Origin of the sequence: Pseudomonas sp. ok266, assembly GCF_900110195.1 — a bacterium.
Taxonomy (GTDB): domain Bacteria; phylum Pseudomonadota; class Gammaproteobacteria; order Pseudomonadales; family Pseudomonadaceae; genus Aquipseudomonas; species Aquipseudomonas neuropathica.
On the sequence record NZ_FOCU01000003.1, the window covers coordinates 44,464 to 70,932 of the forward strand.

Genomic DNA, 26,469 nt, shown 5'->3' on the forward strand with positions numbered 1-26,469 from the left:
AATACCCCTCCCCCACTCAAGGATCCGAGCCCCACCATGAAATTCGATCTCGCCTACTGCCTCAGCCTCGACGACAAGTTGTCGATCTATGACGTTCGCGATCTCAATTTCGATGAGACGGTGGCGTTTGACTCGGCGAAGGAACACTTCCAGTGCCCCAACGATGCTTGTCGTTCGGCGTTCGAGGCTTCCAACGAGTTGGGCACGTTCAACGCCAAGAACGTGAATTACGTGCGCACGCCGCACTTCAAGAATCTGCCCACTACGCAGCATGTCGCGGGTTGTCCGTATGTGAGTTTGAAGGCTTCAGCGTCTGGTGTTGAGACGGCGGATGGCGAGGTGGATGACGGGCGTGAGGATCACTTCCCATCAGAGTTGTTACTGACCCGCCGTGAGTATGTGCGCAAGCCTGTCGCGCCAGCGGGGGCGGCGGATGTGTTGCGCGATGATCCGGTGCGGGTGGCGGCGGAGAGTGGTAAAGAGTCGGCGGGTCGTGAATCGGCGCCGGACAAGACCAGTGTGTTTGCGCATCCGGTGGAGTGTTTTGTTTCCAACTTCGCGGACAAGGAGTTGCTTAAGCGGATGCCGTTGAAGGTCGGTGAGCATACGGCGCCGTACAGTTCGTTCTTCAAAAAGATCGAGTATCTGACGGACAACAAGGGACTGATTTACTGGGGGCGGATCAAGAAGATCGAGGACTTCCACAGTGCCAGTTTTCGTATCGATTTCGAGGACAAGGTCTGGTTCAAGAAGCCCGAGGACAGTAAGAAGAAGCCGTACTCGGTCAGCGTTTATCTGAACAAGAAGCTGATCGACAACTACCGCAAGCGCAAGGCGTTTCTGGAGGAGATCAAGCACGCGGTGGATAGCGACAAGGCGTTGTTCTGTTTCTTCTATGGGGTGACGCCGGAGTTGAAGCAGGTGCCCGGCAAGAAGAACCCCGAAAAGCCTTTCGAGGTCTTCAATGCCAATATCGAGAACCTGGATCACTTCATTATTCGTGAAGCGCCGGGGCTGGAGTGACGGTTAGCTTTGGGGCAGTTGCAGTTTGACGGCACCGGGGTGTTGGTTGACGAGGGAGTACGGCAGGATCGACCAGTCAGGACTGTCGCAAGAGCGTTGTACGCGAGCGAAGTAGGCGCCGAGGTACAAGCCCTTCTCGGTGAAGTACCAAGGTGAAGTGCCCCAGATGCTCTCATCCTGGAAGTTGCAGTCGTCATCTCCCGTCGGTTTCTTCATTTCTGTGGGGTACAGGGCGGTGAACTGCTTGATCACCCAAGGTACCAACTCTTTGCTTACGTACTGATAGCGCGCGTTACTTTCGTCCTTGCTCAGCGGTTTGTCGCCCAGGCTGTCGCGCTCGGCATGCAAAATCGGCGTGCCCTTACCTACCCAAAAGACATCTTCGAGTGACAATGGGTGGCCGGTTTTTACATCAATGTTGAGGGGTGAATCGCCGAAGTCGGGATGCGCGCCGCCGCAGTAATAGCTGGTCGAGATGTTCAGGCTGACCACGGCTGGCGAGATCATTTTCGGTTCTGCCTGTTGCATGAATTCGACGTTTTCGCCGCCCTGTAATTGGCAGCCGTGATAGCTGATGACTTCACTCCAGAGGCGCCCGAGCAACTGCTGGTTAACCCGTTGCTGATCATCTTTCGGCAATCCGGACTCCACGCTGAACAGCGAAATCTTTGTCTCAGGCTCGGTCCACCATTGCAGGTCATAGCCCATGAAGTTTTCTTTCTTTGCCGGTTTGAGCTTGAGTCCCTGCAGGCGCAAATACTCGTAAGGCTCGCCGTATGGCAGTGCGGCAATGAACGGCAAAGTTGCTGAGGTGGGCGCGGGAAGTCTGGCCTCGGTGAGTTTCACCGGCAGCTTTTTGCCCTGCGGACTTTGCCACTCGCCCTGCCAGCCGCTGCCGGTTTCTTTCAGCTTCAAGGTTGGCAGCGGCTTGTCGTCACCGTAGCGGTTATTGCCTTCGACGAGGCTCAGCGTGCTGTCCTGCAGCGAACCGCTGAGGGCTAGATCACGGTGATATTTCTCGTAGAAATAGCGGCCGGTGACTTCGTCCTGCTGTGTGGTGTTGAGTTCAACAACAATCGCCGTCTTGCCCAACGTACCGGTAAATACGCGCCGGCCATCTTCGGCATGGGCAGTGGAAATCAGTGTGAACAGCGCCGCGGCATATGGCACCAGGCGCATCAGTCCCTTGAGCATGAATCAATCCTTGAAGGAGTCGGAGAACGCGTCGGCACATAAGCGCCGGCGCTAAAAATACGCTGCGATTATGGCCGGCGCCGCTTAACTATTCGAGTTTTCTTGCTCGTACTTTTTAAGCCACGCTTCGCGCTCGAGGGCAGCAATTTCCCGAACCATTTGTTGGCGACGCTCCTTGGCAGCATGAAGCTGGACGTCATCAAGAAAGCAGTAATGACGCAGCCAGTGAAGCGCCATTTCCTCATTCGGAAAATAGTAAGACTTGGCGCCCTTGCTGTTCCTGGGCGTGTCATTCATTTGCTCGTCGAATACCATCGCTGTGATGTCATCCGGTGGCAAAGACCCCGTATGGGCGACCTTGTCCTGGAACATCCATGCAATCTCATCAATGTGTTTCTGCGCGCTGCGATGACTACGTCGATAGAACCGTTGATGCTCACAAGTCTGTTTCAGCCGCGCCAACATCAACTCAGGGTTTAGCCACTGCCCGAGGTCATGATGATGTGCGTTGATCACTATCCCCTTGACCCAACGATCCACAAATCGATCAACAAAGTCTTCTGTGTCAGCCTTTTTCGCATCAGCGAAAATCAGGCAATAGCGGGTCTGGACGTGAATGACCAGCAACACATGCTTGCGTTGTACCGTTATCGCGTGCACCAGCCACTGCTCATCAGCGCCGCTCGACTCATCATCTTCAATGATTGAGGACGGCGGATTAGTGTCCACCGGCGTGATCTTTTTGCCCTTGTGAGCACGGCTGAAGAATTTGCTGGCGGCTTCGGTGCAATTGAAGATCAACATCCGGGTTCTCTGGTAGTTGCTGGAGTATGGCGCTCAATTACCGATTTTGATTTCTTCCGCTGTAACCTGGCAATGGTTCATTTAAGCGAAATGCACAGCAGCACAATAATCAGCAACCCGATATAGACCCAGGCATGCACCCGATCTGGTATCCGTCCAATCCATGGCGCGGCCAAGCGTATCCCGACGAGCGAGCCAACCGTCAGCACCGCAAACGCGAGCAGATCCACGTACCCGACAAACCACGTGCCCAGGTCAGCCTGACAGAACCCGGCCAGCGCCATGTACGTCAGCGTCCCGGCCAATGCCACCGGCACACTCAACGGATTGGCCATGGACGTCGCTTGCGACATGCTCAGTCCACAGCGGCGCAACAGCGGCACGGTCATGACGCTTCCTCCTACACCGAGAAACGTCGCGATGGCGCCGATGCCTACACCACCTGCGGAAGTTTCCGTAGCGCCAAGTCGGCGTGGGATGACATCTGGGTTCTGAGTGAGAAAGCCACGTCGCAGCAGGCAGTCGACGATGGTCACGCCGAGGTAACCGATGAACGCATAGCGAATCACTTCGCCGTTGACCCACACCGCCGCTATTGCACCCACCACCGCACCCACTCCGATGAACCCACCCAACGGCCACAGGTAATGGCGGATGAGATTGCCGGCGCGACGGTGTTTGTCGGTGGCGATCAGGGCGTTGACGATCATCACGCAGGTCGAGGTGGCGACGGCGATGTGCATTGCCGACTGGCTGATCGGGTCGTCGGCGCCGTGGCTCGCGGTGAGCAGGCGATACAGCAGCGGCACAACAACGAAGCCGCCGCCGAAGCCGAACAGGACGGCGGTGATGCCGGTAAGGCAGCCGAAGAAAGTCAGCAATAAATAGAACATGTCGAGGCGTCCATGGTGGGAGAACGGTCGACGATAGAGCGGCATCGCTTGGCCTGCTTCAGCAAGTCAGCCAATAATGTTTGCGTTTACGCCAACCACCGAGTAACGCCTGATGCGCAATGTTTCGATCAATCTGCTGGATGACACACCGCGCGCGGTGGTGGCGATCGGTACGGATTATTCCCACGGTCACTTGCTGCCTTTTCACACACATCGCCGGGCTCAATTGCTGTACGGCGCGACCGGCGTGATGCAGGTCAGCACTCATGACGGTAACTGGGTGGTGCCGCCGCAGCGCGCGGTATGGATTCCACCGGGGGTGGCGCATGAGGTGTTGATGCTCGGGGTCAGTACTCGCAGTGTGTACATCGAACCGGGCGCAGTGGATCTGGGGGAGCGCTGCCAGGTAATCAGCGTGTCACCGTTGATGCGGCATTTGCTGATGGAGGCGGTGGAAGTACCGCTGACCTATGACCTCGGCGGGCGAGATGGCGTATTGATCGATCTGTTGCTGCATGAATTGACGCGAAGTGCGCCGCTGCCGTTGCACATTCCGCTGCCGCCTGACGGAAAACTCCTGTCTCTGTGTCAGAACTTTCTGCATCAGCCGTACGCCCACCAATCACCACAGGTATGGGCTGACCAGTTACACATAAGCTTGCGCACCTTCAACAGACTGTTTCGCCAAAAAACCGGGCTGAACTTCAGACAATGGCGGCAGCAGGCATGCGTGGTCCTGGCGCTGGCACGTTTGGCTTCGGGCGAAGCGGTGACGCGCATCGCGCTGGACTTCGGTTATGAGAGCCCGGCGGCGTTCTCGACGATGTTCCGGCGGATCCTCGGGCAGGCACCGTCCGTCTGGTTGGAGGCGGCAAATTAGCGCAAATCAAAAAATGCGTTTGATCCCGGCCGAAAACAACTGTACAAAAACACAGTACATTTTCAATCAGCACTCTTGAGCCCGGAGCACACCATGGCCTCTCTTGCGATGAACCACATCCTCGAACGCATTGCCCTTTTCCAGTTCACCCCGACGCACTGCGTCCAGGCCCGAGCGATGCTGGGCTGGAGCGTGGAACAGCTATCGCGGGAGGCTGAGATTTCGGTTGAAGACATTCAACGCTTTGAAGCGCAGCAGGATGTAGCGGATGCGGCGCGACTGGCGTTGGCTTACCGGTTCGAGGCGCAGGGATTGGTGTTTTTCCCCGGGTTTGCGCCGGGGCGTAGTGCCAGTGTTCAGGGCGTGTCGTCGGAAGCGATGGGGCGTGGGGATTTTGCGATGGCTGAATAAGACAATCGCCCCCGAAGGGGCGAACTGGGCGAGCTATCAGGCGCTCTGCACCACACCCTCACTCTCCCCTTCAACCGCCAACCACCACGCCTCCCCGCGTTGCGGTTGAGCGATATTAAACGCCTCACCCATCTGCGGCGTGGTAATTGAAACACTGCGTTCCCACGCCAGTGCCAGAATCCGGTCGAACGGTTCGTGCCAGGCGTGCATCGCCAGGTCGAAGGTGCCGTTGTGGATCGGGAAGAGCCAGCGACCCTTGAGGTCGATGTGCGCTTGCAAGGTTTCTTCCGGCTGCATGTGCACGTGTGGCCATTCGACGTTGTAGGCGCCGGTTTCCATCAGGGTCAGGTCGAACGGGCCGAACTGTTCGCCGATGCGTTTGAAGCCGTCGAAGTAGCCGCTGTCGCCGCTGAAGAAGATCCGCGTGTCGCCGTCGATCATTACCCAGGATGCCCACAGGGAGCTGTTGCCATCGAACAGGCCACGGCCGGAAAAATGCTGCGACGGTGTAGCAACGAAGCGGATGCCGGCAATCTCGGCGCCCTGCCACCAATCGTACTGACGGACTTTGCTGGCATCGATGCCCCATTTGATCAGAGTGTCGCCGACGCCCAGTGGCGTGAGGAACAGGTTGGTCTTGGCGGCCAGTCTGAGCACGGCCTGGTAATCGAGGTGGTCGTAGTGGTTGTGCGACAGAATCACCGCTTCGATCGGCGGCAACTGGTCGATGCTGATCGGCGGCTGGTGGAAGCGTTTCGGCCCGGCCCACTGCACTGGTGATGCGCGCTCGGCGAAGACCGGGTCGGTGATGAAGAATTTGTCGCGCAGTTTCAGCAGCAAGGTCGAGTGACCGAGGCGATAGACGCTGTGATTGGGCGCTGCCAGCAGCTCTTCCCGAGTCAATGCTTGCACCGGGATCGGCGCAGCGGGCCGGGTGTTGCGCGGTTTGTGGAAAATCATGTTCCACATGATCCGCAGCATTTTGCGCAGGCCTTCGCGTTGCACCGGCGCATGATTACGAAACAGCCCCTGATGCTGCCGCGAGGCTTCAGGCGTGGATGTGTTATCCGGGATCGAAACTGGATTGGCCATGACTGAATGACTCCAGAAAAACCGCGCAATTCGCGGATTTTCCACGGTTGGGACGATAAATGGCCAAAGCTGCACGCATAGGCCGAACTGTCTGTTTTTTAGGTTGCGAGGATTAACGCAACATTACACTGGGCGGTGTAGTTTCTAGGTTGCATCAAAGCGGATGACAAGTAAACTGCCAAGTGTAATTTCACCCTTTCACTGCCGAAGCGTACTTATGACAGCTCCACAACGCCTCACCGACCGTAAACGCGAAGCCATTATTCAAGCGGCGATTACCGAATTCCGTGCCAACGGTTTCGAGATCACCAGCATGGACAAAATCGCGGCCACCGCCGGTGTGTCGAAGCGCACGGTGTACAACCATTTCCCCAGCAAAGAAGAGTTGTTCGCCGAAATTCTCAACCAGTTGTGGGCACGAATCAGCGCAGAGCAATCCGTCGTCTATAACCGCGATCAGCCCTTGCGTGAGCAATTACGGCAGATGCTCCAGGCCAAAATGCAGTTGATGGCTGACGAGAATTTCCTGACCCTGGCCCGTGTGGCAATTGCCGCCACCATTCACTCGCCGGAGCGCGCGCAGAACATGGTCGAGCGCATGGGCAAGCGCGAGGAAGGTCTGACCGTGTGGATTCGCGCCGCGCAGGCTGACGGCCGACTGAAACCGGTCGATCCGGAGTTCGCCGCACAACAAGTACAAGGCTTGCTCAAGACCTTTGCTTTCTGGCCGCAGATGTCGATGGGCCGCGCCGCCCTCGATGTCGATATGCAGAACAGCGTCGCCGAATCGGCGCTGCAGATGTTTCTGGCCCACTATCAGCTCTAAATCGCCCCTCTCCTGCGCGAACCATCGACTAAATGGCTCGGAAGGACACTGATTATTCCCGTTGGAATAAATGACAATGTCCGACAATCGACCGACGAACGGTTAGCCTGAGAAAATACTGCAAAGTATTTCAGGATGAATTTCGCGCAGGGCATCATGGAAAACCAACGCGGCAAAGGCTTGTCATTCGCCAGACGTATTTATCTGCCCAGAGCCATTGGCTTGGGCGTGGGATTCTTCAGCGTCGCTGCGGCGTTGTATCCGCTGACCATGCCCGACTGGCTGTGGGCGCTGTTGTTGTTTAACGGTTTCGCCTGGCCGCACTTGGCTTACCAGATATCCACGCGCTCGGCGTTCCCGTATCAGGCTGAACGCCGCAATTTGTTGTACGACTCGATGTTCGGCGGTTTCTGGGCGGCGTGCTTTCAGTTCAACCCGCTGACCACCGTGACCATCCTGTCGATGATGACCATGAACAACGTTGCCGCCGGCGGCCAACGTCTGTTCGTGTTCGGCGCCCTCGCGCAACTCGCCGGTGTACTGCTGGGCTGGGCGATTTTCGGTGGCAAATTCAGCCTGACGATGACCCAAACGCAAGTCTGGGCGTGCCTGCCGATGCTCACCCTGTATCCGCTCGCGCTGGGCATGGTCTGTTATCACCTGGCGATCAAACTCTCCCAACACAAACGCGCACTGAGTGCCCTGAGCCGCACCGACAGCCTCACCGGCCTGCTCAATCACGGGGCCTGGAAAGACCTGCTGCACCTGAAATTTCAGCAGTGCCGCCAACACAACACCCAAGCCACTCTGGCGTTGATCGACATCGACCATTTCAAGGAGATCAACGACAGTTTTGGGCACATCGTCGGCGATGAAGTGCTGCGGCAATTGAGTCAGGAGCTCAAACGCCTGCTGGACCAGTACGAATTGGCCGGGCGCTACGGCGGTGACGAGTTCTGCGTGATCCTGCCGACACTGCCCCTGCACAAGGCCGAGGCCCTGATGGAGCAATTGCGCGAGGCATTGCAGCAGTACCGTCATCCGCAGGTGCCAGAGTTGCGAGTGGGCCTGAGTATCGGTTTGGCGCGCTATCAATACTTGTACAAGGATGCACTGGACTGGCTGGACGATGCCGACAAAGCGCTCTACATCGCTAAACACACGGGCCGCAACACCATCAGTGTGGCCTTGACCAGGACCGCGACAGACAACGCCGACGCCTAAAAAGTTATACAAAATTACAAATAATTACTTCCTTGTACAAGTTTATGAAGTTTTGTATAAGTAGCCATCTGCCAGCTAAGGAATACTGGTATTGAGCAGTCATTGCCGAATGCCGTCCGCGCATTCGGTCTGCCGGCGCGGAAATAGGGACTGAATCCTCGATCTTCCCCACTTCCTGAGTACTGCGAACATGTTCTTTAATCGCCACAAAGCCGTCGTCGACGATCTTCAGCGCACCCTCACCGAACAAACGGGCCTGCTCGATGCGATCAATCGCTCGATGGCGGTCATCGAGTTCGACCTCGATGGTGTGGTGCTGCGCGCCAACGACAACTTTCTCAAGACCATGGGTTACACCGCCGAACAAGCGATCGGCCAGCCCCATCGGCGTTTTTGCACACCGGAGTTCGGGCGCAGTGCTCAATACACTGATCTGTGGTCACGTCTGAAAAACGGCCAGTTTCAGTCCGGTACGTTTGAACGGGTCGACGGCAAGGGCCAGCCGATCTGGCTGGAAGCCAGCTACAACCCGATCAAGGATGCTTCGGGACGCGTGGTGAAAGTGGTCAAGTACGCCATGGACGTGACCGCCAAGGTGCAGCAGGAAAGCGAAGCCAACGCCAAGTTGCAGGCGATCGACCGGGCAATGGCGGTCATCGAATTCAACCTCGACGGCAGTATTCTCACGGCCAATCAGAATTTTCTGACGCGCATGGGTTACACCCTCGCCGAGCTGAAAGGCAAACATCACCGTTTGTTCTGCACGCCGGCACTGGTCAACAGCAGCGCCTACGAGGATTTCTGGCGGCGCTTGAATCAGGGCGAGCTTTTCCAGGGCCAGTTCGAACGCGTGGATAAACGCGGGCAAACAGTCTGGCTCGAAGCCAATTACAACCCTGTTTATGACGCTGCCGGGCGCTTGTGCAAAGTGGTGAAGTTCGCCTCCGATGTGACCGCGCGCGTCGAGCAACACGAACAGGACGCACGCAGTGCCAGCGCGGCTTATCACATCTCGGTAGCGACGCGAAAAGTCGCCGAGCAAGGTACGCAGGTGATCCAGCAAGCCGCCAGCGAAATGCGCGAAATCGCCGAAGACATTGCGCAATCTTCAACGTTGATTGCACAACTGGGCGAACGCTCCGAGCAGATCACCGCCATCGTCAACACCATCCGCTCGATTGCCGACCAGACCAATCTGCTGGCGCTCAACGCTGCAATTGAAGCCGCCCGCGCCGGTGAACAGGGCCGCGGGTTTGCCGTGGTTGCCGACGAGGTGCGCCTGCTGGCGGGGCGTACCAGCGGCTCGACGGCGGAGATATCCACCATGATCGGTTTGATCCAGAGCGAAACCCGTCAGGCCATCAAGAGCATGGAAGGCACCCGGGGTCGCGCGGCTGAAGGCGTCGAATTGGCGAATCAGGCGGGGACGGTGATTCTGCAGATTCGTGATGGTGCCAGTGAGGCGGTGGATGCGGTGAGCATGTTTGCCAATGAGCGGGTGCCGGGTTAAGCCTTGTGCAAGGCAGCCAGACCGCGTCGCGGCCTTCGCGAGCAAGCTCGCTCCCACAGGGACTAATTCGAAACACCCCGGATACCTGTGGGAGCGAGCTTGCTCGCGAAGGGGCCGGCCGCCACAACGCAGGGCTATAGTGACTACACGTCCCATGCCCTGCCGAGTGCACCATGACCACTGAAAAACCCGCATTGCCTGAAACAGCTCCCGTCGATCACCTGCGCTTCCACCGCCCCCACGCCCACCTCAACACCACCTTCGGCAACGACAGGTTTGCGCTGCGCGCCGAGGCGTTCGCGCGGTTCTTCGGCACGCCGCTGTTTCTCGGTGCGCAAACCGTGATCGTCGCGGTGTGGATCGGCCTCAACGTGTCGGGCGTGACGCAATTCGACGTTTACCCGTTCATCCTGCTCAACCTCGCGTTCAGCCTCCAGGCCGCCTATGCCGCACCGCTGATTCTGCTGGCACAAACCCGTCAGGCCGCCCGAGACAAGGCACAAGCCGATGCCGATGCGCTACACCGTGAAGCGCTGGCACAGGCCAATACCGAGCGTCAGGCCCAAGCGGCGAAGAACACCGCGCAACTGCTTGAGCTGCTGGAGCAGAACACCCGCCTCACCGAGATGACCAAAAACCTCACCGAACGCATCGCCAGTCTGACCAGCGAACTGCACGATCATATGCGCCAGAACCCGCAGCGCTGATCACGGCAAACGCAGTACCCGCCCGAGTTCATCGAACAACGTCACCACCGAGCGCAAGGCTCGGCAATCCGCGCGGGTCAGCAACCACAACGCGGTGTCGTAACCATGCAGCGGCTCGCTCAACGCCTGCACACCCTCGGTGATGAGGAAGTCCGGTAATGCCGCCACACCGAGTCCTGCGCGAACCAGCTCCGTGACTGACAACATACTGTTGCAGCGATAGCCCGGGGTGACACCGGGTAGGTGCTGACGACGCCAGGCGACAGTCGGATGATCGGGCAAAAAGTCATCCGGGGCGATCCAGGTCAACGCCGTCAGATCCGAAGCATCGACATTTTGCAGATAGCGCGAACTGGCGCAGACCCGGTAGGAAATTTTCGCCAGTTGCCGTCCGACCAGATGCTCGGGCGGTGTCCGCGTCAGGCGCAGAGCAATGTCGGCATCACGGCGACTGAGGTTGGCGAAGTCGTTGGAGGTGCTCAGTTCGATGGTCAACGCCGGATAATTGGGCATGAACTGCGCCAGCGCCGGCAGCAGCAAACCCTGCAACACCGAATCGGTGCAGGTCAGACGCACCGTGCCGCTGACCACTTCGCCGCCCTGCTCCACGCCGATACGTGCGGCTTCCAATGCCTGTTCGGCACGTTCGGCTTGCTCGGCCAGCGTCTGCGCGAGGTTCGTCGGCAGGTAACCGGCACGGCTTTTTTCGAACAATTGCTGGCCGAGTGCGGCTTCGAGACGGCGCACGGCGCGGAATACCGTCGACACATCGACCTTCAACAGCTGCGAAGCCCGGGCCAGAGAGCCGCCACGCACCAAGGCGAGAATCAGGGCGAGGTCGGGGTAGTCGAGCTGATAGTGCGTGGCTGCATTGATCACTTGGGCAAACGCCAATGTTGAGTGCGTGAACGCCAATCTATAGTGAGTGCGATCAATCAACAAGCGCAGGGAACTCCCATGGAAAACAGCGCCATCCGTATCGCCCTGATTGGCGATTACGACCCGCAAGTCACCGCCCACCAAGCCATTCCCGTCGCCCTCGGCCTGGTCGCCGAACACCTCAATCGCAACGTGCAATTCGAATGGTTGCCCACCGAGCAGATCCACGCCGATACGCCGCTCGAGCGGTTCGACGGTTTCTGGTGCGTACCCGCCAGCCCTTACAAAAGTGAAGCCGGCGCACTTCGGGCGATCCGTTTTGCCCGCGAACAGCAGCGCCCTTTCCTCGGCACCTGCGGCGGTTTTCAGCATGCGGTGCTGGAATTTTCCCGCAATGTGTTGGGCTGGATGGATGCGGAACATGGTGAAACATCACCCGACTCAGAACGCGCGGTACTCACGCCGTTGACCTGTTCGCTGGTCGAAGCGGTGGACAGCATTCACTTGGTGCCCGGCTCGTTGATCGCCAAGGCGTACGAAACGTCTGAGATTCGTGAAGGTTATCGCTGCCGCTTCGGTGTGAATCCGCTGTTCGAACAGGAATTGTTGAATGATCGGCTACAAGCCGTGGGTCATGATTCGGCAGGGGATTTGCGCGCGATTGAACTCAAGGATCAGCGATTTTTTGTCGCGACGTTGTTTCAACCGGAGCGTGCCGCGCTAAAAGGGCAGATGCCGCCGCTGGTGCGCGCGTTTGTTGAAGCTTGCATGGAGCCGCGTTGATGGCGTCCTGCTTTGTGGTGATTTTTACCTCGACCCGCACCGAGGGTGACAACGGCTATGCCGAGGCGGCTGAACGCATGGAATTGTTAGTGCGTGAACAGCCGGGATTTCTTGGGGTGGAGTCGGTTCGCGGAGTGGATGGCGTCGGGATTACGGTGTCGTATTGGCAGAGCGAAGCGGCGATTCTGGCGTGGCGACAGAACCCGGAGCATCGGGTGATTCAGGAGCGCGGGCGTTTGCAGTGGTATTCGGCGTTTCATACGCGGGTGTGTCGGGTTGAGCGTGAGTATCGGTTCAGCCAGTAATTGCAGGGTCATACTTTCGGCCGCCTTCGCGAGCAAGCTCGCTCCCACAATGGATTTGTGATCGACGCAGATCCAATGTGGGAGCGAGCTTGCTCGCGAAGAGGCCCGCACTGTCACAGATAATTTCAGCCCCGAACCAGACTCCGCACCGCGACAATCTCCGGCACCTCAACCCTGCTCATATACACCCGCAACGGCTCGGTAATGTTGATCCGCTCGTCGATGTTCTGATCCAGCAATAGCTGAATCAACTCGCGTTTAAGGGTCATGGTCTGCGCCGTCGCCGGCGCCCAGACGAATTCATTCACAGGAATAATGCCGTCATCCGCCACGTCCATGCCGAACGAATCTTCGCTGAAACGCACGATGTATTGACCGGTCTTGCGGTTGAGGCCGACAAAACCCTTGAGATCGTCGGCAGCCTGGCAGATGAGTTGGGAGGTGATGCGCATGGTAAACCTCACGAAAAATGATCGATGGTTTACACGCAGGGCAACGGAGCGGCCCGCCCTCTGCCGGGACGTCTGCCGAGGGCAAGCGTACTGCAAACCGCGCCACAAAAGTGCAGGAAAAATCGCTTTTAATACGTTTATGTCGGTCCTGCGATAGCACGCAATCGATTCAGTTGTTAAAAGGTACGTCTTTGAAAATGCCCTGCGAAAGGAACTCGAACATGCCCGCCACTTTCACCAAAAGCGCTCTGGTCCTGAGCCTGCTGCTCGGTCTTGGTCAGGCACACGCTGCCAGCCAAACCGACCCGAAAGCGATCGCTGCCGCCAACGGCATCCCGCACCCGGCCGTGATTGCTCACCGTGGCGCGTCCTTCGATGCACCGGAATCCACCGCAGCGTCCTACAAACTGGCCCGCGACCTCGGCGCCGATTACCTGGAAATGGACCTGCAGCGCAGCAAGGACGGCGTGCTGTTCGCCCTGCACGACAACAACCTGCAACGCACCACCGACGTCGCCAGCAAATTTCCGGAGCGCAAGGACGCCTCGGCCACCGCGTTTACCATGGCCGAACTGAAAACCCTCGACGCTGGCAGCTGGTACAACCAGGCCTACCCCGACCGCGCGCGCCCTACTTATGCCGGGCTGAAAATTCTCACCCTCGATGAAATCATCGACATTGCCCAGGCCAATCCGCAACACAAGCCGGGCCTGTACATCGAGACCAAAGAGCCGCAGCTGTTTCCCGGGATCGAGAAAGACCTCAAGGAAAAACTGCAGGATCGCGGCTGGCTGAGCCCGGCCGGTTCGAAACTGGCGAAAAGTGCGCTGGGCGTGGGTCAGGGTAAAGGCAAGGTGATCCTGCAGACGTTCGAGAAGAACAGCCTTGCCCTGCTGGAAAAAGAAATGCCGCAAGTGCCGAAGATCCTCCTGCTGTGGGTCGGCGAAGGCAGCATCGAGCCGAAATCGAAAGTGACCTTTGCCGAGTCCGGCGAGAAAGACAAAAACGTTTTCTACGGCAAACAAGAGCCGAAGTCCGAAGCCGAATTCAAGCAATGGGTGGACTACGCCAAGTCGCAAGGTGCCATCGGTACCGGCCCGTCGGCGAAGCTGACCAAGGGCGGCGATCAGAGCTATTCGGATCTGGTGCAACCGTGGATGAACCAGTACACCCACGATCAGGGCATGCTGGTGCACGTCTACACCGTTGATGAGCCGGTGGACTTCGAGAAAGTCATGGCGGCTGGTGTCGACGGCATCTTCACCAACCGCGCCAGCGAATTGTTGAAGTTCTACAAACGCCCGGCGGCTGGCACGGTTGATCAGGTGTTGAAGAACAACGGTTTCTGATCTGAAATCCAGGCGCCTTCATCACGGGCAAGCCACGCTCTCACAGGTTCTGTGCAGGTGCATGGCTTGCCCGTTTTGTTTGGGTGCAGGGTTTTAAGGGTGAGTTAAGTTGCGCTGGTTAACCTGAGGCCACTTAAACGAGTCACCCAAGGAATGAACCGATGAAAACTTTGACTGCCCTGTTTACCGCCGCTGCCCTGACCCTCACTGCTGGCGTGGCCCTGGCTGATGTCCGCGTCGACCAGATCCCGCAACTGGTCAAGGAAGGCAAGATCAAGTCGCTGGAATCGATGAATGCCGATGCGCTGAAACTGTATCCGGGTGCAACTATTACTGACACTGACCTGGATAACCACTTCAACGGTTATGAGTATGAAGTTGAATTGAAAACTGCTGATGGCAAAGAGTTCGATGTGGACTTTGATGCGACCACTGGCAAGGTGTTGAGCAACAAGCAAGACACTTGATACCGCGTATAAAGCAAGCCGCACGATTGAGAGATCGTGCGGCTTTTTTGTGTCTGGTGTTTGGCCCGGTTGATGTGTTGTCAGTGAGATTTTCTCCCCCTCACCCCAGCCCTCTCCCCCAAGGGGGCGAGGGGAAAGGGAGCCGATCGGGGGTTATTCAAGACCTGAGTTCGACTCGATATTTCAGGTCGGCGTAACGCAAATAATCACCCCGGTCAGTCCCCTCTCCCTCCGGGAGAGGGCTAGGGTGAGGGGAAAGGGAGCCGATCGGGGGGTTATTCAAGGCCTGAGTGCGCCTCGAAATCTCAGATCGGCGTAGCTCGCATAATCACCACGGTCAGTCCCCTCTCCCTCTGGGAGAGGGCTAGGGTAAGGGGAAAGGGAGCCGATCGGGGGCTATTCAAGGCCTGAGTGCGCCTCGATATTTCAGGTCGGCGTAGCTCGCATAATCACCACGGTCAGTCCCCTCTCCCTCCGGGAGAGGGCTAGGGTGAGGGGAAAAGGCATCACACCGAGGTGCTGACCAACGAGCCCGAAGTGCTCGAGTCGGAGTCCTGCAACGCCTGCAACAATGAAGCTGTGGCGGTGGACAGGGAGGCCGAGGTGGCGGTGATCTGCGCTTGTGCGGCAGCTACTTCGGCGGTTTTGGCATCCGAACTTTCCTGCTTCGCCTGGGCCGCTTGCAGCGCTTGCTGCTCCTCCTGCAATTGCTTCTGCAACTCGGCAATCTGCTTGCGCAGTTCTTTCACCGAATCCGATTCTTCACTGCTGCTGGAGCTGCTGTCACCCGCCGGAGCGGCCCCACCACCGGCGGCGACTTTACCGCTATCGGCAGTCGCGCCCGTGCTGGCGGTTGCTGAGGTAGACGTGTCGTCAGCAACGTCGCTAATCGACGTTTTGCTGGTGGGTGTGCTGAGAGTCTGATTGATCGAAACAGAAGTGATGCTGACCATGGAAATACTCCAATGCCGGTTATAGATAACCGGTCATCGACCACGGCCGCCTCAATTTGAGATCGACTGTGTACCGACTCGGTATCCGAACCGGTACACGGTCGTTTGCGTCAGGCACTCAGACGCGCGGTGACTTCGTTCAGCTCCCCCGACAGACTGTGCAGGTTCTGACTCGCGCTTTCGGTGCGCTGCACGTTGTCGAGGTTGGTGCTGGCGATCGAGGTGATCTCGGTGAGGTTGCGCGAGATGTCCTCGGCCACCGAGGTCTGCTCTTCGGCGGCGGTAGCAATCTGACGATTCATGTCGCGGATCGCTTCCACCGCGTGGGTGATGCGCTCCAGCATCGCGCCGGCCTGGGTCACCTGCTCGACGCTTTCATCACTGCGCGTCTGGCCGCTGTCGATGGCTTGCGCCGCGTCCACCGCGCCGGTCTGCACGCTCTGGATGATCTGGTTGATCTCGATGATCGACTCGGCGGTGCGTTGTGCGAGGTTGCGTACTTCATCGGCGACCACGGCAAAACCACGCCCGGCCTCACCGGCGCGCGCTGCTTCGATGGCCGCGTTCAATGCCAATAGGTTGGTCTGTTCGGCGATGCCGCGAATCACTTCCAGCACTTTGCCGATGCGGCCGCTGTCGGCTTCCAGACGACGGATCACCGTGGCGGTGTTGGCGATTTCACCGCGCATCTGGGTGATCGAGTGGATGGTGCTCTGCATGACCTTTTCACCCTGCTGGGCGGACTGGTCGGCATCGTCGGCCGCACGCGCAGCATCAGCGGCGTGACGCGCCACTTCCTGGGCGGTGGCGGACATTTCGTTCATCGCCGTGGCCACCTGATCGGTGCGGTTGAACTGCTCATTGGTGCCGCCAGCCATGGTCGTGGCGATCGCGTTCAACTCGCCGCTGGCGCTGTCCAGATCGCTGGCACTGCGCTGCAGACGGGTGAAGGTTTCGGCGAGGAAATCACGCAAGGTGTTGGCCGCTGCGGCGAGGTTGCCCAGCTCATCCTGGCGGTCGCTGACCACGCGCTCGGCGAGTTTGCCGCGACTCAACTGGGTCACGTAATCGATCAGTTTGCGAATCGGTTCGACCAGGTTACGGTTGACCAGCCACAGGCTCAACAAGCCGATCAGCAGACCCGACGCGAGCATCACCAGCAGCCCCAGCCACACGGTGCGATCAGCCTCGGCACTGATCAGCGCCGACTGCGCGGTGCCTTGCTTGCGCAACTCGGCGACCAGCTCGCTCATCTGATCGCTGGCGGCGCGGTCGACGCCTTTGACCGCCGCATCACCAGCCGTCGGATCACCACCGGCAGCCACGTAGGCATCGCGGCCCTTCTGGTAGGCAGCGCCGAGCAGACGATGTTCTTCACGCAGACGTTCGATGCGGGTTTTCAGCGCCGGCTCGATGCCTTTCTGGCTGGCCAGTTCACCGAGAATGTTCTGCACATCGCGCTGACGATCCTCGAACTGGCCCCAATATTTAGCCAGATCCGCCGGTTGCTTACCGCGCAGCAGAACGTTTTTCCATTCCTGCACCTGCACCTTGAATTGCAGGTTGGCCTCGTCGATCAATTGCGAAGTGTGCAAGGGACCGGCGATCAACTGGCTGTAACTCTGCACGCCGTTGGACAGAAAGTGAAAACAGGCCAGGGCGATCAACAGCATCGCCAGCAGGCTGCCGCTCAGCAGGGCGAGAATTTGCGCTCTCAGGGATTTTTGCAGCATCGAAAGACACTCAGGACAAGGATGAGGCACGCCCGATAAGGCGTGAAATTTTGCCGGACATCCCTGTCGGCACGCCTTGGCTCATGGCCAAGCGCGCGCAACGTAACCCAAGCGTGATCGGCGCACCAGAGCGTTTCTTGAAGAAATTCCGACCGCCGGTAAGTCGCTGATTTGGCGTCACTTTGCTGTCACACAAACGTCATGTGACATTGCGATGATGCGGCTCAGTGAACCTGCCATTTGCGCGACCGACGCACCCTCCTCGCAGCGAGCCTTCATGAACCACAGCCTCGATATCAGCCATCGCGATCCCGATCTGTTTGGCCTGCTCTACGGCTTTCGTTTCCTGCCCGGCGAACGTGGCCGCGAAGTCGACTCGGCGACAGCGTTGCGCTGCTTGCAGGACGATAACGACACGGGCGAATTCCTTTGGCTGCACCTCAATCTGGCGCACGCGGCGTGCGAGCGCTGGATGAAAAGTCATCTGCAATTGCCCGAGGAGTTTTTCGAAGCGTTGCACGAAGGTTCGCGGTCGACGCGCATCGAGCATGTCGACTCGGCGTTGCTGGCGGTGGTCAACGATGTGGTGTTCAACCTCAGCAGCATGGTCTCCTCGGACGTGTCGACGCTGTGGGTCTGTGTGCGCAGCAAACTGATCGTCAGTGCGCGTCTGCAACCGCTGCACTCGGTGGATAAATTGCGCTCGTCGGTGAAGGCCGGCGAGCGTTTTCGTTCGCCCTCGGAATTGCTCGTGCATCTGCTGCGCGATCAGGGCGAAGTACTCACGCAGATCGTGCGCAAGACCAGCATGAGCGTCGATCAGGTCGAGGACGAATTGCTCTCCTCGCGGCTGTCGACCAACCGTGCCGAACTCGGTGCCAATCGCCGTGTGCTGGTGCGGCTGCAACGGCTGCTGGCGCTGGAGCCGGGTTCGCTGTTGCGTCTGCTCAACCGGCCGCCGTCCTGGTTGCAAAAGGAGGACGTCAAGGAGCTGCGCAAATCCACCGAGGAGTTTGCGCTGATTATCAACGACCTCACTGCGCTGGGTGAGCGGATCAAACTGTTGCAGGAAGAGATCGCCGCCAACCTCAACGAACAGAGCAACCGCACGCTTTTCACCCTGACCGTGGTGACGGTACTGGCGCTGCCGATCAACATAATTGCCGGTTTTTTCGGAATGAATGTGGGCGGGGTGCCGTTGTCGCAAGATCCGGAAGGGTTCTGGATTCTGGTTGCACTGGTGGCGACGTTTACCGTGATTGCCGGGCGTTGGGCGTTTCGTAAAAGAGGCGATTACTGACCACAAAACGCATTGCCACCGCAGGCCCAATGTGGGAGCGAGCTTGCTCGCGAAGACGGAGTGTCAGGCTCCATCATTGTCGGATGACACACCGCTTTCGCGAGCAAGCTCGCTCCCACAGGGATCTTCTTCAGTCTTCGGATCAGCGGTGGAGCTAAAACCCCAAACACTGACATGGCGCAGTCTCTCTGTAACATTCTGCAACGATCATGGGCGACATTCCTTCCCTCGCTCAGGATTGTCCGCTCATGGCTACTCCCTCCCTGACCGCCAGCCCCGCCTCCGCCGCCAGTGGCAGGCCAGCCCTCGACAAGAAAACCGGCCCGTTCACCTACGTGATCTTTTTCGCGGTGCTGGCGATGGGGATGCTGTTCACCGCCTACAGCCTGATGCACGACATGCACGAACTCGGCACGGTAGTCACCACGTGGACGCCGTTCCTGCTGCTCGGCGTGGCGCTGCTGATTGCCTTGGGTTTCGAGTTCGTCAACGGTTTCCACGACACCGCCAACGCCGTGGCGACGGTGATTTACACCCACTCGCTGCCGCCGAATGTGGCAGTGGTCTGGTCGGGGTTCTTCAACTTTCTCGGCGTGTTGCTTTCGAGCGGCGCGGTGGCGTTCGGCATCATCGCGTTGCTGCCGGTGGAGTTGATTCTGCAGGTCGGTTCGTCTGCCGGTTTCTCGATGATTTTCGCCCTGCTGATCGCGGCGATCCTGTGGAACCTCGGCACCTGGTGGCTCGGTTTGCCGGCATCGTCTTCGCACACGCTGATCGGTTCGATCATCGGCGTCGGCGTGGCCAATGCCTTGATGCACGGCCGCGACGGCACCAGCGGTGTCGATTGGGCGCAGGCGACCAAGATCGGTTACGCCTTGCTGCTGTCGCCACTGGTGGGGTTCGGCTGCGCGGCGCTGTTGCTGCTGGCGCTGCGTGCATTCGTGAAGAATCGCGCGCTGTACAAGGCCCCTAAAGGCAACACCCCGCCGCCGTGGTGGATTCGCGGTTTGCTGATTCTGACCTGCACCGGCGTGTCCTTCGCCCACGGCTCCAATGACGGCCAGAAAGGCATGGGCCTGATCATGCTGATTCTGGTCGGCACATTGCCGATGGCCTACGCCTTGAACCGCACCATGCCCGAAGAACAATCGCTGCAGTTTGCCGCCGTGGCGCAAGTCACCCAGCAAGCGCTGGTGAAAAGTGCCCCGCTGCCGACGCCGGCCGATCCGCGTGCGGTGCTCTCCGATTACGTGCGCAGCAAGGACGCCACGCCGCAACTGATCCCCGCCCTCGCCGCCCTCACCGGGCACATTGGCGAAGAAGTCAAAGGCTACGGTTCGCTGGCGAAAGTCCCGGCCGAAGCCATGGGTAACGTGCGTAACGACATGTACCTGGCCAGCGAAAGCATTCGCCTGATGGACAAGAACAAGGTCGGCAATTTCGACGCTGACACCAGCAGCAAACTGCAACTGTTCAAACAGCAGATCGACAACGCCACACGGTTTATTCCGCTGTGGGTGAAGATCGCCGTGGCCATCGCGCTCGGGTTGGGCACCATGGTCGGCTGGAAGCGGATTGTGGTGACGGTCGGCGAGAAGATCGGCAAGACCCACCTGACGTATGCGCAGGGTGCGTCGGCGGAAACCGTGGCCATGCTCACCATCGGTGCGGCGGACATGTTTGGTTTGCCGGTGTCGACGACCCATGTGTTGTCTTCAGGGGTAGCCGGGACCATGGTCGCCAACGGTGGCGGGTTGCAGATGAAGACCATCCGCAATCTGTTGATGGCGTGGGTGCTGACACTCCCCGCCGCCATTCTGCTGTCAGGCAGCCTCTACTGGCTGTTCACCCAGATCTTCTAATTCGCACAATTCTCCTTGTGGGAGCGAGCTTGCTCGCGAAAGCGGTGGATCAGTCAACTCTGAATTGACTGACACGCCGTCTTCGCGAGCAAGCTCGCTCCCACATTGGTTTTGTATTCAGGTTCAGAGCGCGGAGCGAATCAGATCGCCCAGCCAATCCATAAACACTCGCACCCGCAACGGCAAATGCCGCTGCCGCGCGTACAACAACGAAATCCCCATCGCCGGCGCGGTGAATTGCGGCAGCACGGTGACCAGTTCGCCGTTTTCCAGATGCGGTTGCATGCCGGTGCGCGGCACCTGCGTCAGACCAAAACCGCCCAGGCATGCCGACTCGTAAGCGTCAGTGCTGTTGACCGTAATGCTGCCAGCCATCGGCAAGCGTTTAACCTGCCCGCCCTCCTCGTACACAAAACCTTCCGAACGCGAACCGAGCACGCCGACGTAATGCACCAGTCGATGCTGCGCCAGATCCTCAAGGGTTTGCGGCACACCGTAGCGCTCAAGGTAGGCGGGGCTGGCGCAGTTGACCATGGGGAAGTCACCGAGATGTCGCGCGACCACCGATTGATCCGGCTGCGCGCCAATCCTCACCACGCAATCGAAGCCTTCGCTAAGCAAGTCCACGCGGCGATCGGTGCTGCTGATTTCCAGCTCCAGGTTCGGATGACGCGCCATGAATTGCGGCAGGCGCGGCATGATCAGACGCCGCGCGAGAATGTTCGGCATGTCGACCCGAATGCGCCCGGTCAGCGACGCCTCGTCCTGGCGGAACAAGCCCTCGATCTCGTCCATGTGCGAGAGCAGGTCCTTGCTGCGCTCGTACAACACCAGCCCGTCCTGCGTCGCCTGCACCTTGCGTGTGGTGCGTTGCAGCAGACGCGTGCCGAGCAGGGTTTCCAGCGCTTGCACATGTTCGGACACGGTCGAGCGCGGCAAGCCAAGGCTCTCGCCCGCGAGGGTAAAACTCGACAGTTCGCTGACCCGGACGAAGGTGCGCAGCAGTTCCAGTTTGTTCATAAGGCACCTATGGATTGTTCGGCTGAGCCGATCAGTGATTCCGTTTTCAACCTGTTTATCACCCCTTGGCGGACAAATAAACTGAGCCCATCACCACTCACCGCAATCGAGGAAGCCTCCATGAATCGCAAAATCGCTTTGATCACCGGCGCCAGTCGCGGCTTGGGCAAAAACGCAGCCCTGCACCTCGCCGCTCAGGGCATCGACATCGTCGGCACCTACAACAGCCGCGCCGATGAAGCCCAGGCGCTGGTAACCGAACTGCAGGCACTCGGCGCGAAAGCCGTGATGCTGCAACTGGACGTCGGCCGCAGCGAAAGCTTTGCCGATTTCGGTACACGTGTTGAGCAGGCGTTGCAGCAGACGTTTGACCGTCAGCGTTTTGATTTCCTGATCAACAATGCCGGGATCGGCGTGCATGCGTTGTTTGCCGAGACCACCCCGGAGCAGTTTGATTTGCTGATGAACATTCAGTTGAAAGGGCCATTCTTCCTGACCCAGCAGTTGCTGCCGCTGATCAACGATGGCGGGCGGATCATCAATATTTCCAGCGGCCTGACCCGTTTCAGTCTGCCGGGTTACGGCGCCTATGCGGCAATGAAAGGCGCGATGGAAGTGCTGACCCGTTATCAGGCCAAAGAGCTGGGGGCCCGGCAGATCGGCGTGAACATTCTCGCCCCGGGCGCCATCGAAACTGACTTCGGCGGTGGCGCCGTAAGAGACAACTCGGCGCTGAATGCAATGGTCGCCAGCAACACCGCATTGGGCCGTGCCGGGCAGCCGGATGACATTGGCGGGGCATTGGCGTTGTTGCTGTCGCCGGGGGCGCAGTGGATCAATGGTCAGCGGGTCGAGGCATCCGGCGGCATGTTCCTCTAACCAACGCTGAAATACTTTCCCTGGTAGGAGCTGCCGAAGGCTGCGATCTTTTGATGTTGCCCTTGAAAATCAACAGTAAAAGATCGCAGCCTTCGGCAGCTCCTACACGGGGGTGGTGTTAGCCTTGGCAAGCGTTACGGGTCATGAAGCGCTCACGTACCACGTCATAACCCCAGTGATAAACATAGGTGTACGGCAGGAAAAACAGCAACACGCCGATGTCGAGCAAAAACGCCTGCCACAGGCTGACCGACAGCCACCAGGCAATCAGCGGCACGCCCATCACGATCAAGCCGCCTTCGAACAGCAGCGCGTGCACCACACGTATCCAAGCGTTGTGCGCGACGTTCATGCGTTCCAGCATCCGGTCGAAGAAACGGTTGAACACCACGTTCCAGCCCAGCGCCAGCAACGCGATCAACACGGTCACCGCGCCCATTTCAAGCATCGGTTTTTGCATGATCCACGCCAGCAACGGGGTGCAGATCAGGATGGCCAGCAGTTCGAAACCAACGGCCTGGAAAATACGTTCAGTGATCGATTTGTGGGCAGTCATGGCCTGACTCCTTGAGTGAAGAGGGTTGCCATGATCTATCTTGATACCGATACTTCATAACCAATAACCATCGATCAAGGCGATAGTTGATGATCTCGCAGGAAGTGCTGCTGGCGTTTGTCCAGGCGGCGACCCAAGGCTCGTTTTCGGCAGCGGCGCGCAAACTGGGGCGCAGTCAGTCGACCATCAGCGCGGCGGTGGCCAGCCTTGAGATCGATCTGGATCTGGTGCTGTTCGATCGCAGCAGCCGCAAACCAACCCTGACGCCGGCCGGGCATGTGATGCTGCAACGCGCCGAGGCGATTCTGGCGGCCAGCAGTCGTCTGGAAATGACTGCGCGGCAGTTGTCCCAAGGCGTCGAGCCGAAGCTGACCGTGGCGATTTCCGACACTTATCAGTCGTACCGTTTTGAAGCGGCGCTGGTCGGGTTTGAGCAGCGTTATCCGGATCTGGAGCTGGAATGCCTGATCGCCGAATGCGATGACCTGATCGAACTGGTGCAGCGCGGTCGTGCGCATCTGGCCTTCGCCGAGATGCAAGAGAACTACCCACCGGACCTGGCAACGTCGACGGTGGCCGAGCGCACGGAAATCGCCTTGTTCGTCAATCGCGATCACGCGCTGGCCAAGCTTGATCACGTTGATCAACACGTCCTGGAACAGCACCGTGAATTGCGCCTGGCGACCATCGTCAATCCTTACGACAGTCGCGGCAAAGGTCGGGTGTGGTCGGCGCCGAGTTATCTGATGTTGCTGGAAATGGCCGAGAAAGGTTTTGGCTGGGCGCCGTTGCCGCGTTGGCTGGCGCAGCGTTTTGGCAATGATTTGTTGGTGGAGTTGAAGGTGCGCGGCTGGCCTAAGCCGGTGTTTGTTGATGCGTTGTGGTCGCGGCTGTATCCGCCAGGGCCGGCGGGGAGCTGGTTGTTGAGCAAGATGCTGGAATAGCGGCGCGCCTAATCGCTAGCCGGCATGAAGCCAAAAGCCCCTCACCCCAGCCCTCTCCCGGAGGGAGAGGGGGCCGACCGAGGTGTCTTGCGTCATACATCGACCTGAGAGACCGAGTCGATTATGGATTCATTGGATATGAGCTCAAAAGCCCCTCACCCCAGCCCTCTCCCGGGGGGAGAGGGGGCCGACCGCATTGTGTTGCGTCATACATCGACCTGAGAGATCGAGTCGATTATGGATTGATTGCTGCGTTATATATGGTCGTGAAATTTGGGTCGATTATGGATTCACCGCTGAGCGTTCAAGTCGGCGTACTTCTACAGCATCCCCCAATCAGTCCCCTCTCCCCCTGGGAGAGGGCTAGGGTGAGGGCAATTCCAGCGCCGAAAGCCGCCCTTCGATAAAACGCCGCTCCGGCTCTTGCCGGGTCAGCTCCAAGGCCCGCAAATACGCAGCCCGCGCTTCTTCCACCCTACCCAACTGCCGACAAAACTCCGCCCGCGCCGAATGCGCCAAGTGGTAATCCTGCAACTCGCCGCGACCCAAAATCCCTTCAATCAGATTCAAACCGTTCAGCGCCCCATCCCGCTTGGCCACCGCCACCGCCCGGTTCAACTCGATCACCGGTGAAGGCACCGCACGCAACAGCACGTCATACAAACCAACGATCTGCTCCCAATCCGTCTCCCCCGCCGACGGCGCCTCAGCATGAACCGCCGCAATCGCCGCCTGCAAACAATATGGCCCAAAGCGCCGCGTGGTCAGCGCATGCTCGACCAGCGCACATCCCTCAGCAATCAACCCGGCATCCCACAGTGAACGGTCCTGATCATCCAATAGCACCAGTTCACCACTCGGCGAAGTGCGCGCCGACCGTCGCGACTCGTGCAACAGCATCATCGCCAGCAGACCCATCACCTCCGGCTCCGGCAGCAATTCCATCAACAGTCGCCCAAGCCGTATCGCCTCGCGGGTCAGATCTTCACGGATCAACTCGGCCCCGCACGACGCCGAATACCCTTCGTTGAACACCAGATAAATCACCCGCAACACGCTATCGAGGCGCTCGGGCAGTTCGCTCAGGCTCGGTACTTGATAGGGAATTTTCGCGTCACGAATCTTCGCTTTGGCGCGCACGATGCGCTGGGCAATCGCTGCCGGCGCGGAGAGAAAGGCGCGGGCGATTTCCTCGGTGGTCAGGTCGCAGACTTCGCGCAAGGTCAGCGGCACTTGCGCATCCGCCGCCAGCGCCGGGTGGCAGCAGGTGAAGATCAGCCGCAGGCGATCGTCTTCCACGTCTTCGCCACTCCAGTCGGCCTGTTCCAGTTCTTCCAGTTGCGCCAGCAACAGCGGCTGCGAAGCCTTGAACCGCGCACGCCTGCGCAACACATCGATGGCCTTGAAGCGCCCGGTGGACACCAGCCAGGTGCGCGGGTTGTCCGGCACGCCGTCGCGCTGCCAGCGTTCGACCGCGACGAAGAACGCCTCGTGCAAGGCTTCTTCGGCGAGGTCGAAATCACCCAGCAAGCGAATCAGCGTCGCCAGGATCCGCCGCGACTCTTCGCGGTAGACCTGCTCGACCCGCGCCTTGACCTCAGACATTCAATTGCCGCACCGGTCGTACTTCCACGCTGCCCACCCGCGCGGCCGGAATATTGCCGGCAACCTGAATCGCTTCGTTGAGGTCCTTGGCGTCGATCAGGTAGAAACCGGCCAATTGCTCCTTGGTTTCGGCGAACGGGCCGTCGGTGATCGACAGTTTGCCGTTGCGCATCCGCACCGTGGTGGCGGTCTGCACCGACTCCAGCGCCTCGGCGGCAACCATCCGCCCGCTGCCCTGAATCGACTCGGCGTAGGCCCAGCACTCGGCGTCTTCCGGGCTGTCGGGCGACGAATGCAGCAGGCGCTCATCGCTATAGACCAGGCATAAATACTTCATGGCGTTCTCCTGAATCGGACGGTTCAACTATGGCTGAAGATCAGGGAGTCACATCGAACAGGGTCGCGCCGCTCATCGGATCGAACGGCGCCGACCAGTGTTCGTGGACGATTTTCCACGCCCCGTCAACCTGCCGATAGCAAGCGGTGACGCGCATCCAGCAGCTCTGGGTTTCGCCTTTGTCATTGGTGCCGCCGCAGTTGGCCACCCAGTGGGCGAAGGCAATGTTGTCAGCACTTTCGATGGCGACTTCGTGGAACTCGAAAACGTGCGGGCCGGGGCACATTTCCATGCACTCGACCCAGTGCGCGCGGTAGGCGGCTTTACCCTTGAATTGCAGGGCCTTGATCGCGTCGAAAGAGACGATGTCGTCGGCGTACAACGCCATGACTTTCTCCACGTCCTTTTTCATGACGGCTTCGCGGTAGGTGTTGATCAGAGTCTGGATCTCGGTTTGTGCGCTCATGGTGTTCTCCGTGTT

At 59.0% G+C, this 26,469-nt stretch carries 27 protein-coding genes and 2 pseudogenes; 16 read left to right on the plus strand and 13 right to left on the minus strand.

Annotated features, from left to right (window positions below):
• Positions 1 to 36 precede the first annotated feature (36 nt).
• Positions 37 to 1,023: a hypothetical protein gene (locus tag BMY54_RS05995; protein ID WP_093430412.1), complete on the plus strand. Its 987-nt coding sequence runs from the start codon at positions 37 to 39 to the stop codon at positions 1,021 to 1,023.
• A gap of 3 nt (positions 1,024 to 1,026) precedes the next feature.
• On the opposite strand, the gene BMY54_RS06000 is transcribed toward BMY54_RS05995, so the two are convergent.
• The 3 genes from BMY54_RS06000 to BMY54_RS06010 all read right to left on the minus strand — a co-directional run bounded on the left by BMY54_RS06000 (position 1,027) and on the right by BMY54_RS06010 (position 3,914).
• On the minus strand, positions 1,027 to 2,217 hold the full coding sequence (locus tag BMY54_RS06000; RefSeq protein WP_093430413.1) for a hypothetical protein: 1,191 nt from the start codon (positions 2,215 to 2,217) through the stop codon (positions 1,027 to 1,029).
• 84 nt (positions 2,218 to 2,301) lie between these two features.
• On the minus strand, positions 2,302 to 3,021 hold the full coding sequence (locus BMY54_RS06005) for a DUF6933 domain-containing protein (RefSeq protein ID WP_093430414.1): 720 nt from the start codon (positions 3,019 to 3,021) through the stop codon (positions 2,302 to 2,304).
• A gap of 77 nt (positions 3,022 to 3,098) precedes the next feature.
• A complete protein-coding gene (locus BMY54_RS06010; RefSeq protein ID WP_093430415.1) occupies positions 3,099 to 3,914 on the minus strand; it encodes a sulfite exporter TauE/SafE family protein in 816 nt (271 codons plus the stop codon).
• 112 nt (positions 3,915 to 4,026) lie between these two features.
• On the opposite strand from BMY54_RS06010, the gene BMY54_RS06015 reads away from it, so the two are divergent.
• Positions 4,027 to 4,794 carry an AraC family transcriptional regulator gene (locus BMY54_RS06015; protein ID WP_093430416.1) on the plus strand — a complete coding sequence of 256 codons (768 nt, stop codon included), beginning with the start codon at positions 4,027 to 4,029 and terminating at the stop codon, positions 4,792 to 4,794.
• A 93-nt stretch (positions 4,795 to 4,887) separates the two neighbouring features.
• Positions 4,888 to 5,205 carry a helix-turn-helix domain-containing protein gene (locus BMY54_RS06020; protein WP_093430417.1) on the plus strand — a complete coding sequence of 106 codons (318 nt, stop codon included), beginning with the start codon at positions 4,888 to 4,890 and terminating at the stop codon, positions 5,203 to 5,205.
• Positions 5,206 to 5,241: 36 nt separating this feature from the next.
• Here BMY54_RS06020 and BMY54_RS06025 read toward each other — a convergent pair whose 3' ends face one another.
• Complete coding sequence (locus BMY54_RS06025; protein WP_093430418.1) at positions 5,242 to 6,297, minus strand: MBL fold metallo-hydrolase; 1,056 nt, start codon at positions 6,295 to 6,297, stop codon at positions 5,242 to 5,244.
• A gap of 217 nt (positions 6,298 to 6,514) precedes the next feature.
• Here BMY54_RS06025 and BMY54_RS06030 point away from each other — a divergent pair, with 217 nt between their 5' ends.
• From BMY54_RS06030 to BMY54_RS06045, 5 genes and pseudogenes are all read left to right on the plus strand, one after another.
• Positions 6,515 to 7,123: a TetR/AcrR family transcriptional regulator gene (locus tag BMY54_RS06030; protein WP_093430419.1), complete on the plus strand. Its 609-nt coding sequence runs from the start codon at positions 6,515 to 6,517 to the stop codon at positions 7,121 to 7,123.
• A gap of 156 nt (positions 7,124 to 7,279) precedes the next feature.
• Positions 7,280 to 8,347, plus strand: a complete 1,068-nt coding sequence (locus BMY54_RS06035; RefSeq protein WP_093430700.1) for a diguanylate cyclase — start codon at positions 7,280 to 7,282, stop codon at positions 8,345 to 8,347.
• 280 nt (positions 8,348 to 8,627) lie between these two features.
• Positions 8,628 to 9,311 (plus strand): annotated as a pseudogene (locus tag BMY54_RS31230) (PAS domain-containing protein); the annotation flags it as partial.
• Between the two features lie 108 nt (positions 9,312 to 9,419).
• Positions 9,420 to 9,857: pseudogene (locus tag BMY54_RS31235) on the plus strand (methyl-accepting chemotaxis protein); the annotation flags it as partial.
• 173 nt (positions 9,858 to 10,030) lie between these two features.
• Positions 10,031 to 10,564: a DUF1003 domain-containing protein gene (locus tag BMY54_RS06045; protein ID WP_093430421.1), complete on the plus strand. Its 534-nt coding sequence runs from the start codon at positions 10,031 to 10,033 to the stop codon at positions 10,562 to 10,564.
• Here BMY54_RS06045 and BMY54_RS06050 read toward each other — a convergent pair whose 3' ends face one another.
• Entirely contained in the window at positions 10,565 to 11,506 is a 942-nt protein-coding gene (locus BMY54_RS06050) for a LysR family transcriptional regulator (RefSeq protein ID WP_093430422.1), read from the minus strand.
• 15 nt (positions 11,507 to 11,521) lie between these two features.
• On the opposite strand from BMY54_RS06050, the gene BMY54_RS06055 reads away from it, so the two are divergent.
• Positions 11,522 to 12,226: a CTP synthase C-terminal region-related (seleno)protein gene (locus BMY54_RS06055; RefSeq protein ID WP_093430423.1), complete on the plus strand. Its 705-nt coding sequence runs from the start codon at positions 11,522 to 11,524 to the stop codon at positions 12,224 to 12,226.
• Complete coding sequence (locus BMY54_RS06060; protein WP_093430424.1) at positions 12,226 to 12,531, plus strand: antibiotic biosynthesis monooxygenase family protein; 306 nt, start codon at positions 12,226 to 12,228, stop codon at positions 12,529 to 12,531. Before BMY54_RS06055 ends, BMY54_RS06060 begins: the two co-directional genes overlap by 1 nt.
• Before the next feature lie 125 nt (positions 12,532 to 12,656).
• Here BMY54_RS06060 and BMY54_RS06065 read toward each other — a convergent pair whose 3' ends face one another.
• Positions 12,657 to 12,983: a DUF2025 family protein gene (locus tag BMY54_RS06065; protein ID WP_093430425.1), complete on the minus strand. Its 327-nt coding sequence runs from the start codon at positions 12,981 to 12,983 to the stop codon at positions 12,657 to 12,659.
• 221 nt (positions 12,984 to 13,204) lie between these two features.
• On the opposite strand from BMY54_RS06065, the gene BMY54_RS06070 reads away from it, so the two are divergent.
• Entirely contained in the window at positions 13,205 to 14,332 is a 1,128-nt protein-coding gene (locus BMY54_RS06070; protein ID WP_093430426.1) for a glycerophosphodiester phosphodiesterase, read from the plus strand.
• A 161-nt stretch (positions 14,333 to 14,493) separates the two neighbouring features.
• Positions 14,494 to 14,799 (plus strand): PepSY domain-containing protein, encoded by a 306-nt coding sequence (locus BMY54_RS06075; RefSeq protein WP_093430427.1) that lies wholly within the window; start codon positions 14,494 to 14,496, stop codon positions 14,797 to 14,799.
• Positions 14,800 to 15,305: 506 nt separating this feature from the next.
• Here the strand turns inward: BMY54_RS06075 and BMY54_RS06080 are convergent.
• Positions 15,306 to 15,752, minus strand: a complete 447-nt coding sequence (locus BMY54_RS06080) for a hypothetical protein (protein WP_093430428.1) — start codon at positions 15,750 to 15,752, stop codon at positions 15,306 to 15,308.
• Positions 15,753 to 15,862: 110 nt separating this feature from the next.
• A complete protein-coding gene (locus tag BMY54_RS06085; protein ID WP_093430429.1) occupies positions 15,863 to 17,485 on the minus strand; it encodes a methyl-accepting chemotaxis protein in 1,623 nt (540 codons plus the stop codon).
• A 277-nt stretch (positions 17,486 to 17,762) separates the two neighbouring features.
• Here BMY54_RS06085 and BMY54_RS06090 point away from each other — a divergent pair, with 277 nt between their 5' ends.
• Entirely contained in the window at positions 17,763 to 18,785 is a 1,023-nt protein-coding gene (locus tag BMY54_RS06090) for a transporter (protein ID WP_093430430.1), read from the plus strand.
• Between the two features lie 248 nt (positions 18,786 to 19,033).
• On the plus strand, positions 19,034 to 20,647 hold the full coding sequence (locus BMY54_RS06095; RefSeq protein ID WP_093430431.1) for an inorganic phosphate transporter: 1,614 nt from the start codon (positions 19,034 to 19,036) through the stop codon (positions 20,645 to 20,647).
• 123 nt (positions 20,648 to 20,770) lie between these two features.
• Here BMY54_RS06095 and BMY54_RS06100 read toward each other — a convergent pair whose 3' ends face one another.
• Positions 20,771 to 21,667 (minus strand): LysR family transcriptional regulator, encoded by an 897-nt coding sequence (locus BMY54_RS06100; protein ID WP_093430432.1) that lies wholly within the window; start codon positions 21,665 to 21,667, stop codon positions 20,771 to 20,773.
• Positions 21,668 to 21,787: 120 nt separating this feature from the next.
• Between BMY54_RS06100 and BMY54_RS06105 the strand changes: the two genes are divergently transcribed.
• On the plus strand, positions 21,788 to 22,546 hold the full coding sequence (locus BMY54_RS06105; RefSeq protein ID WP_093430433.1) for an SDR family NAD(P)-dependent oxidoreductase: 759 nt from the start codon (positions 21,788 to 21,790) through the stop codon (positions 22,544 to 22,546).
• Between the two features lie 118 nt (positions 22,547 to 22,664).
• Here BMY54_RS06105 and BMY54_RS06110 read toward each other — a convergent pair whose 3' ends face one another.
• Positions 22,665 to 23,102, minus strand: coding sequence for a multidrug/biocide efflux PACE transporter (locus BMY54_RS06110; protein ID WP_093430434.1), 438 nt, complete (start codon positions 23,100 to 23,102; stop codon positions 22,665 to 22,667).
• An 89-nt stretch (positions 23,103 to 23,191) separates the two neighbouring features.
• Between BMY54_RS06110 and BMY54_RS06115 the strand changes: the two genes are divergently transcribed.
• Positions 23,192 to 24,046: a LysR family transcriptional regulator gene (locus tag BMY54_RS06115; protein ID WP_093430435.1), complete on the plus strand. Its 855-nt coding sequence runs from the start codon at positions 23,192 to 23,194 to the stop codon at positions 24,044 to 24,046.
• A 363-nt stretch (positions 24,047 to 24,409) separates the two neighbouring features.
• On the opposite strand, the gene BMY54_RS06120 is transcribed toward BMY54_RS06115, so the two are convergent.
• Genes BMY54_RS06120 through BMY54_RS06130 form a run of 3 tightly spaced genes read right to left on the minus strand, consistent with a single transcriptional unit; the run spans position 24,410 to position 26,454 of the window.
• Complete coding sequence (locus tag BMY54_RS06120) at positions 24,410 to 25,651, minus strand: RNA polymerase sigma factor (protein WP_093430436.1); 1,242 nt, start codon at positions 25,649 to 25,651, stop codon at positions 24,410 to 24,412.
• The gene (locus tag BMY54_RS06125; protein WP_008081988.1) at positions 25,644 to 25,988 is read right to left on the minus strand and encodes a YciI family protein; all 345 of its coding nucleotides are present in this window, start codon (positions 25,986 to 25,988) and stop codon (positions 25,644 to 25,646) included. The genes BMY54_RS06120 and BMY54_RS06125 overlap by 8 nt, the downstream gene beginning before the upstream one ends.
• A 40-nt stretch (positions 25,989 to 26,028) precedes the next feature.
• Complete coding sequence (locus BMY54_RS06130; protein ID WP_093430437.1) at positions 26,029 to 26,454, minus strand: YybH family protein; 426 nt, start codon at positions 26,452 to 26,454, stop codon at positions 26,029 to 26,031.
• Between the last annotated feature and the right edge of the window lie 15 nt (positions 26,455 to 26,469).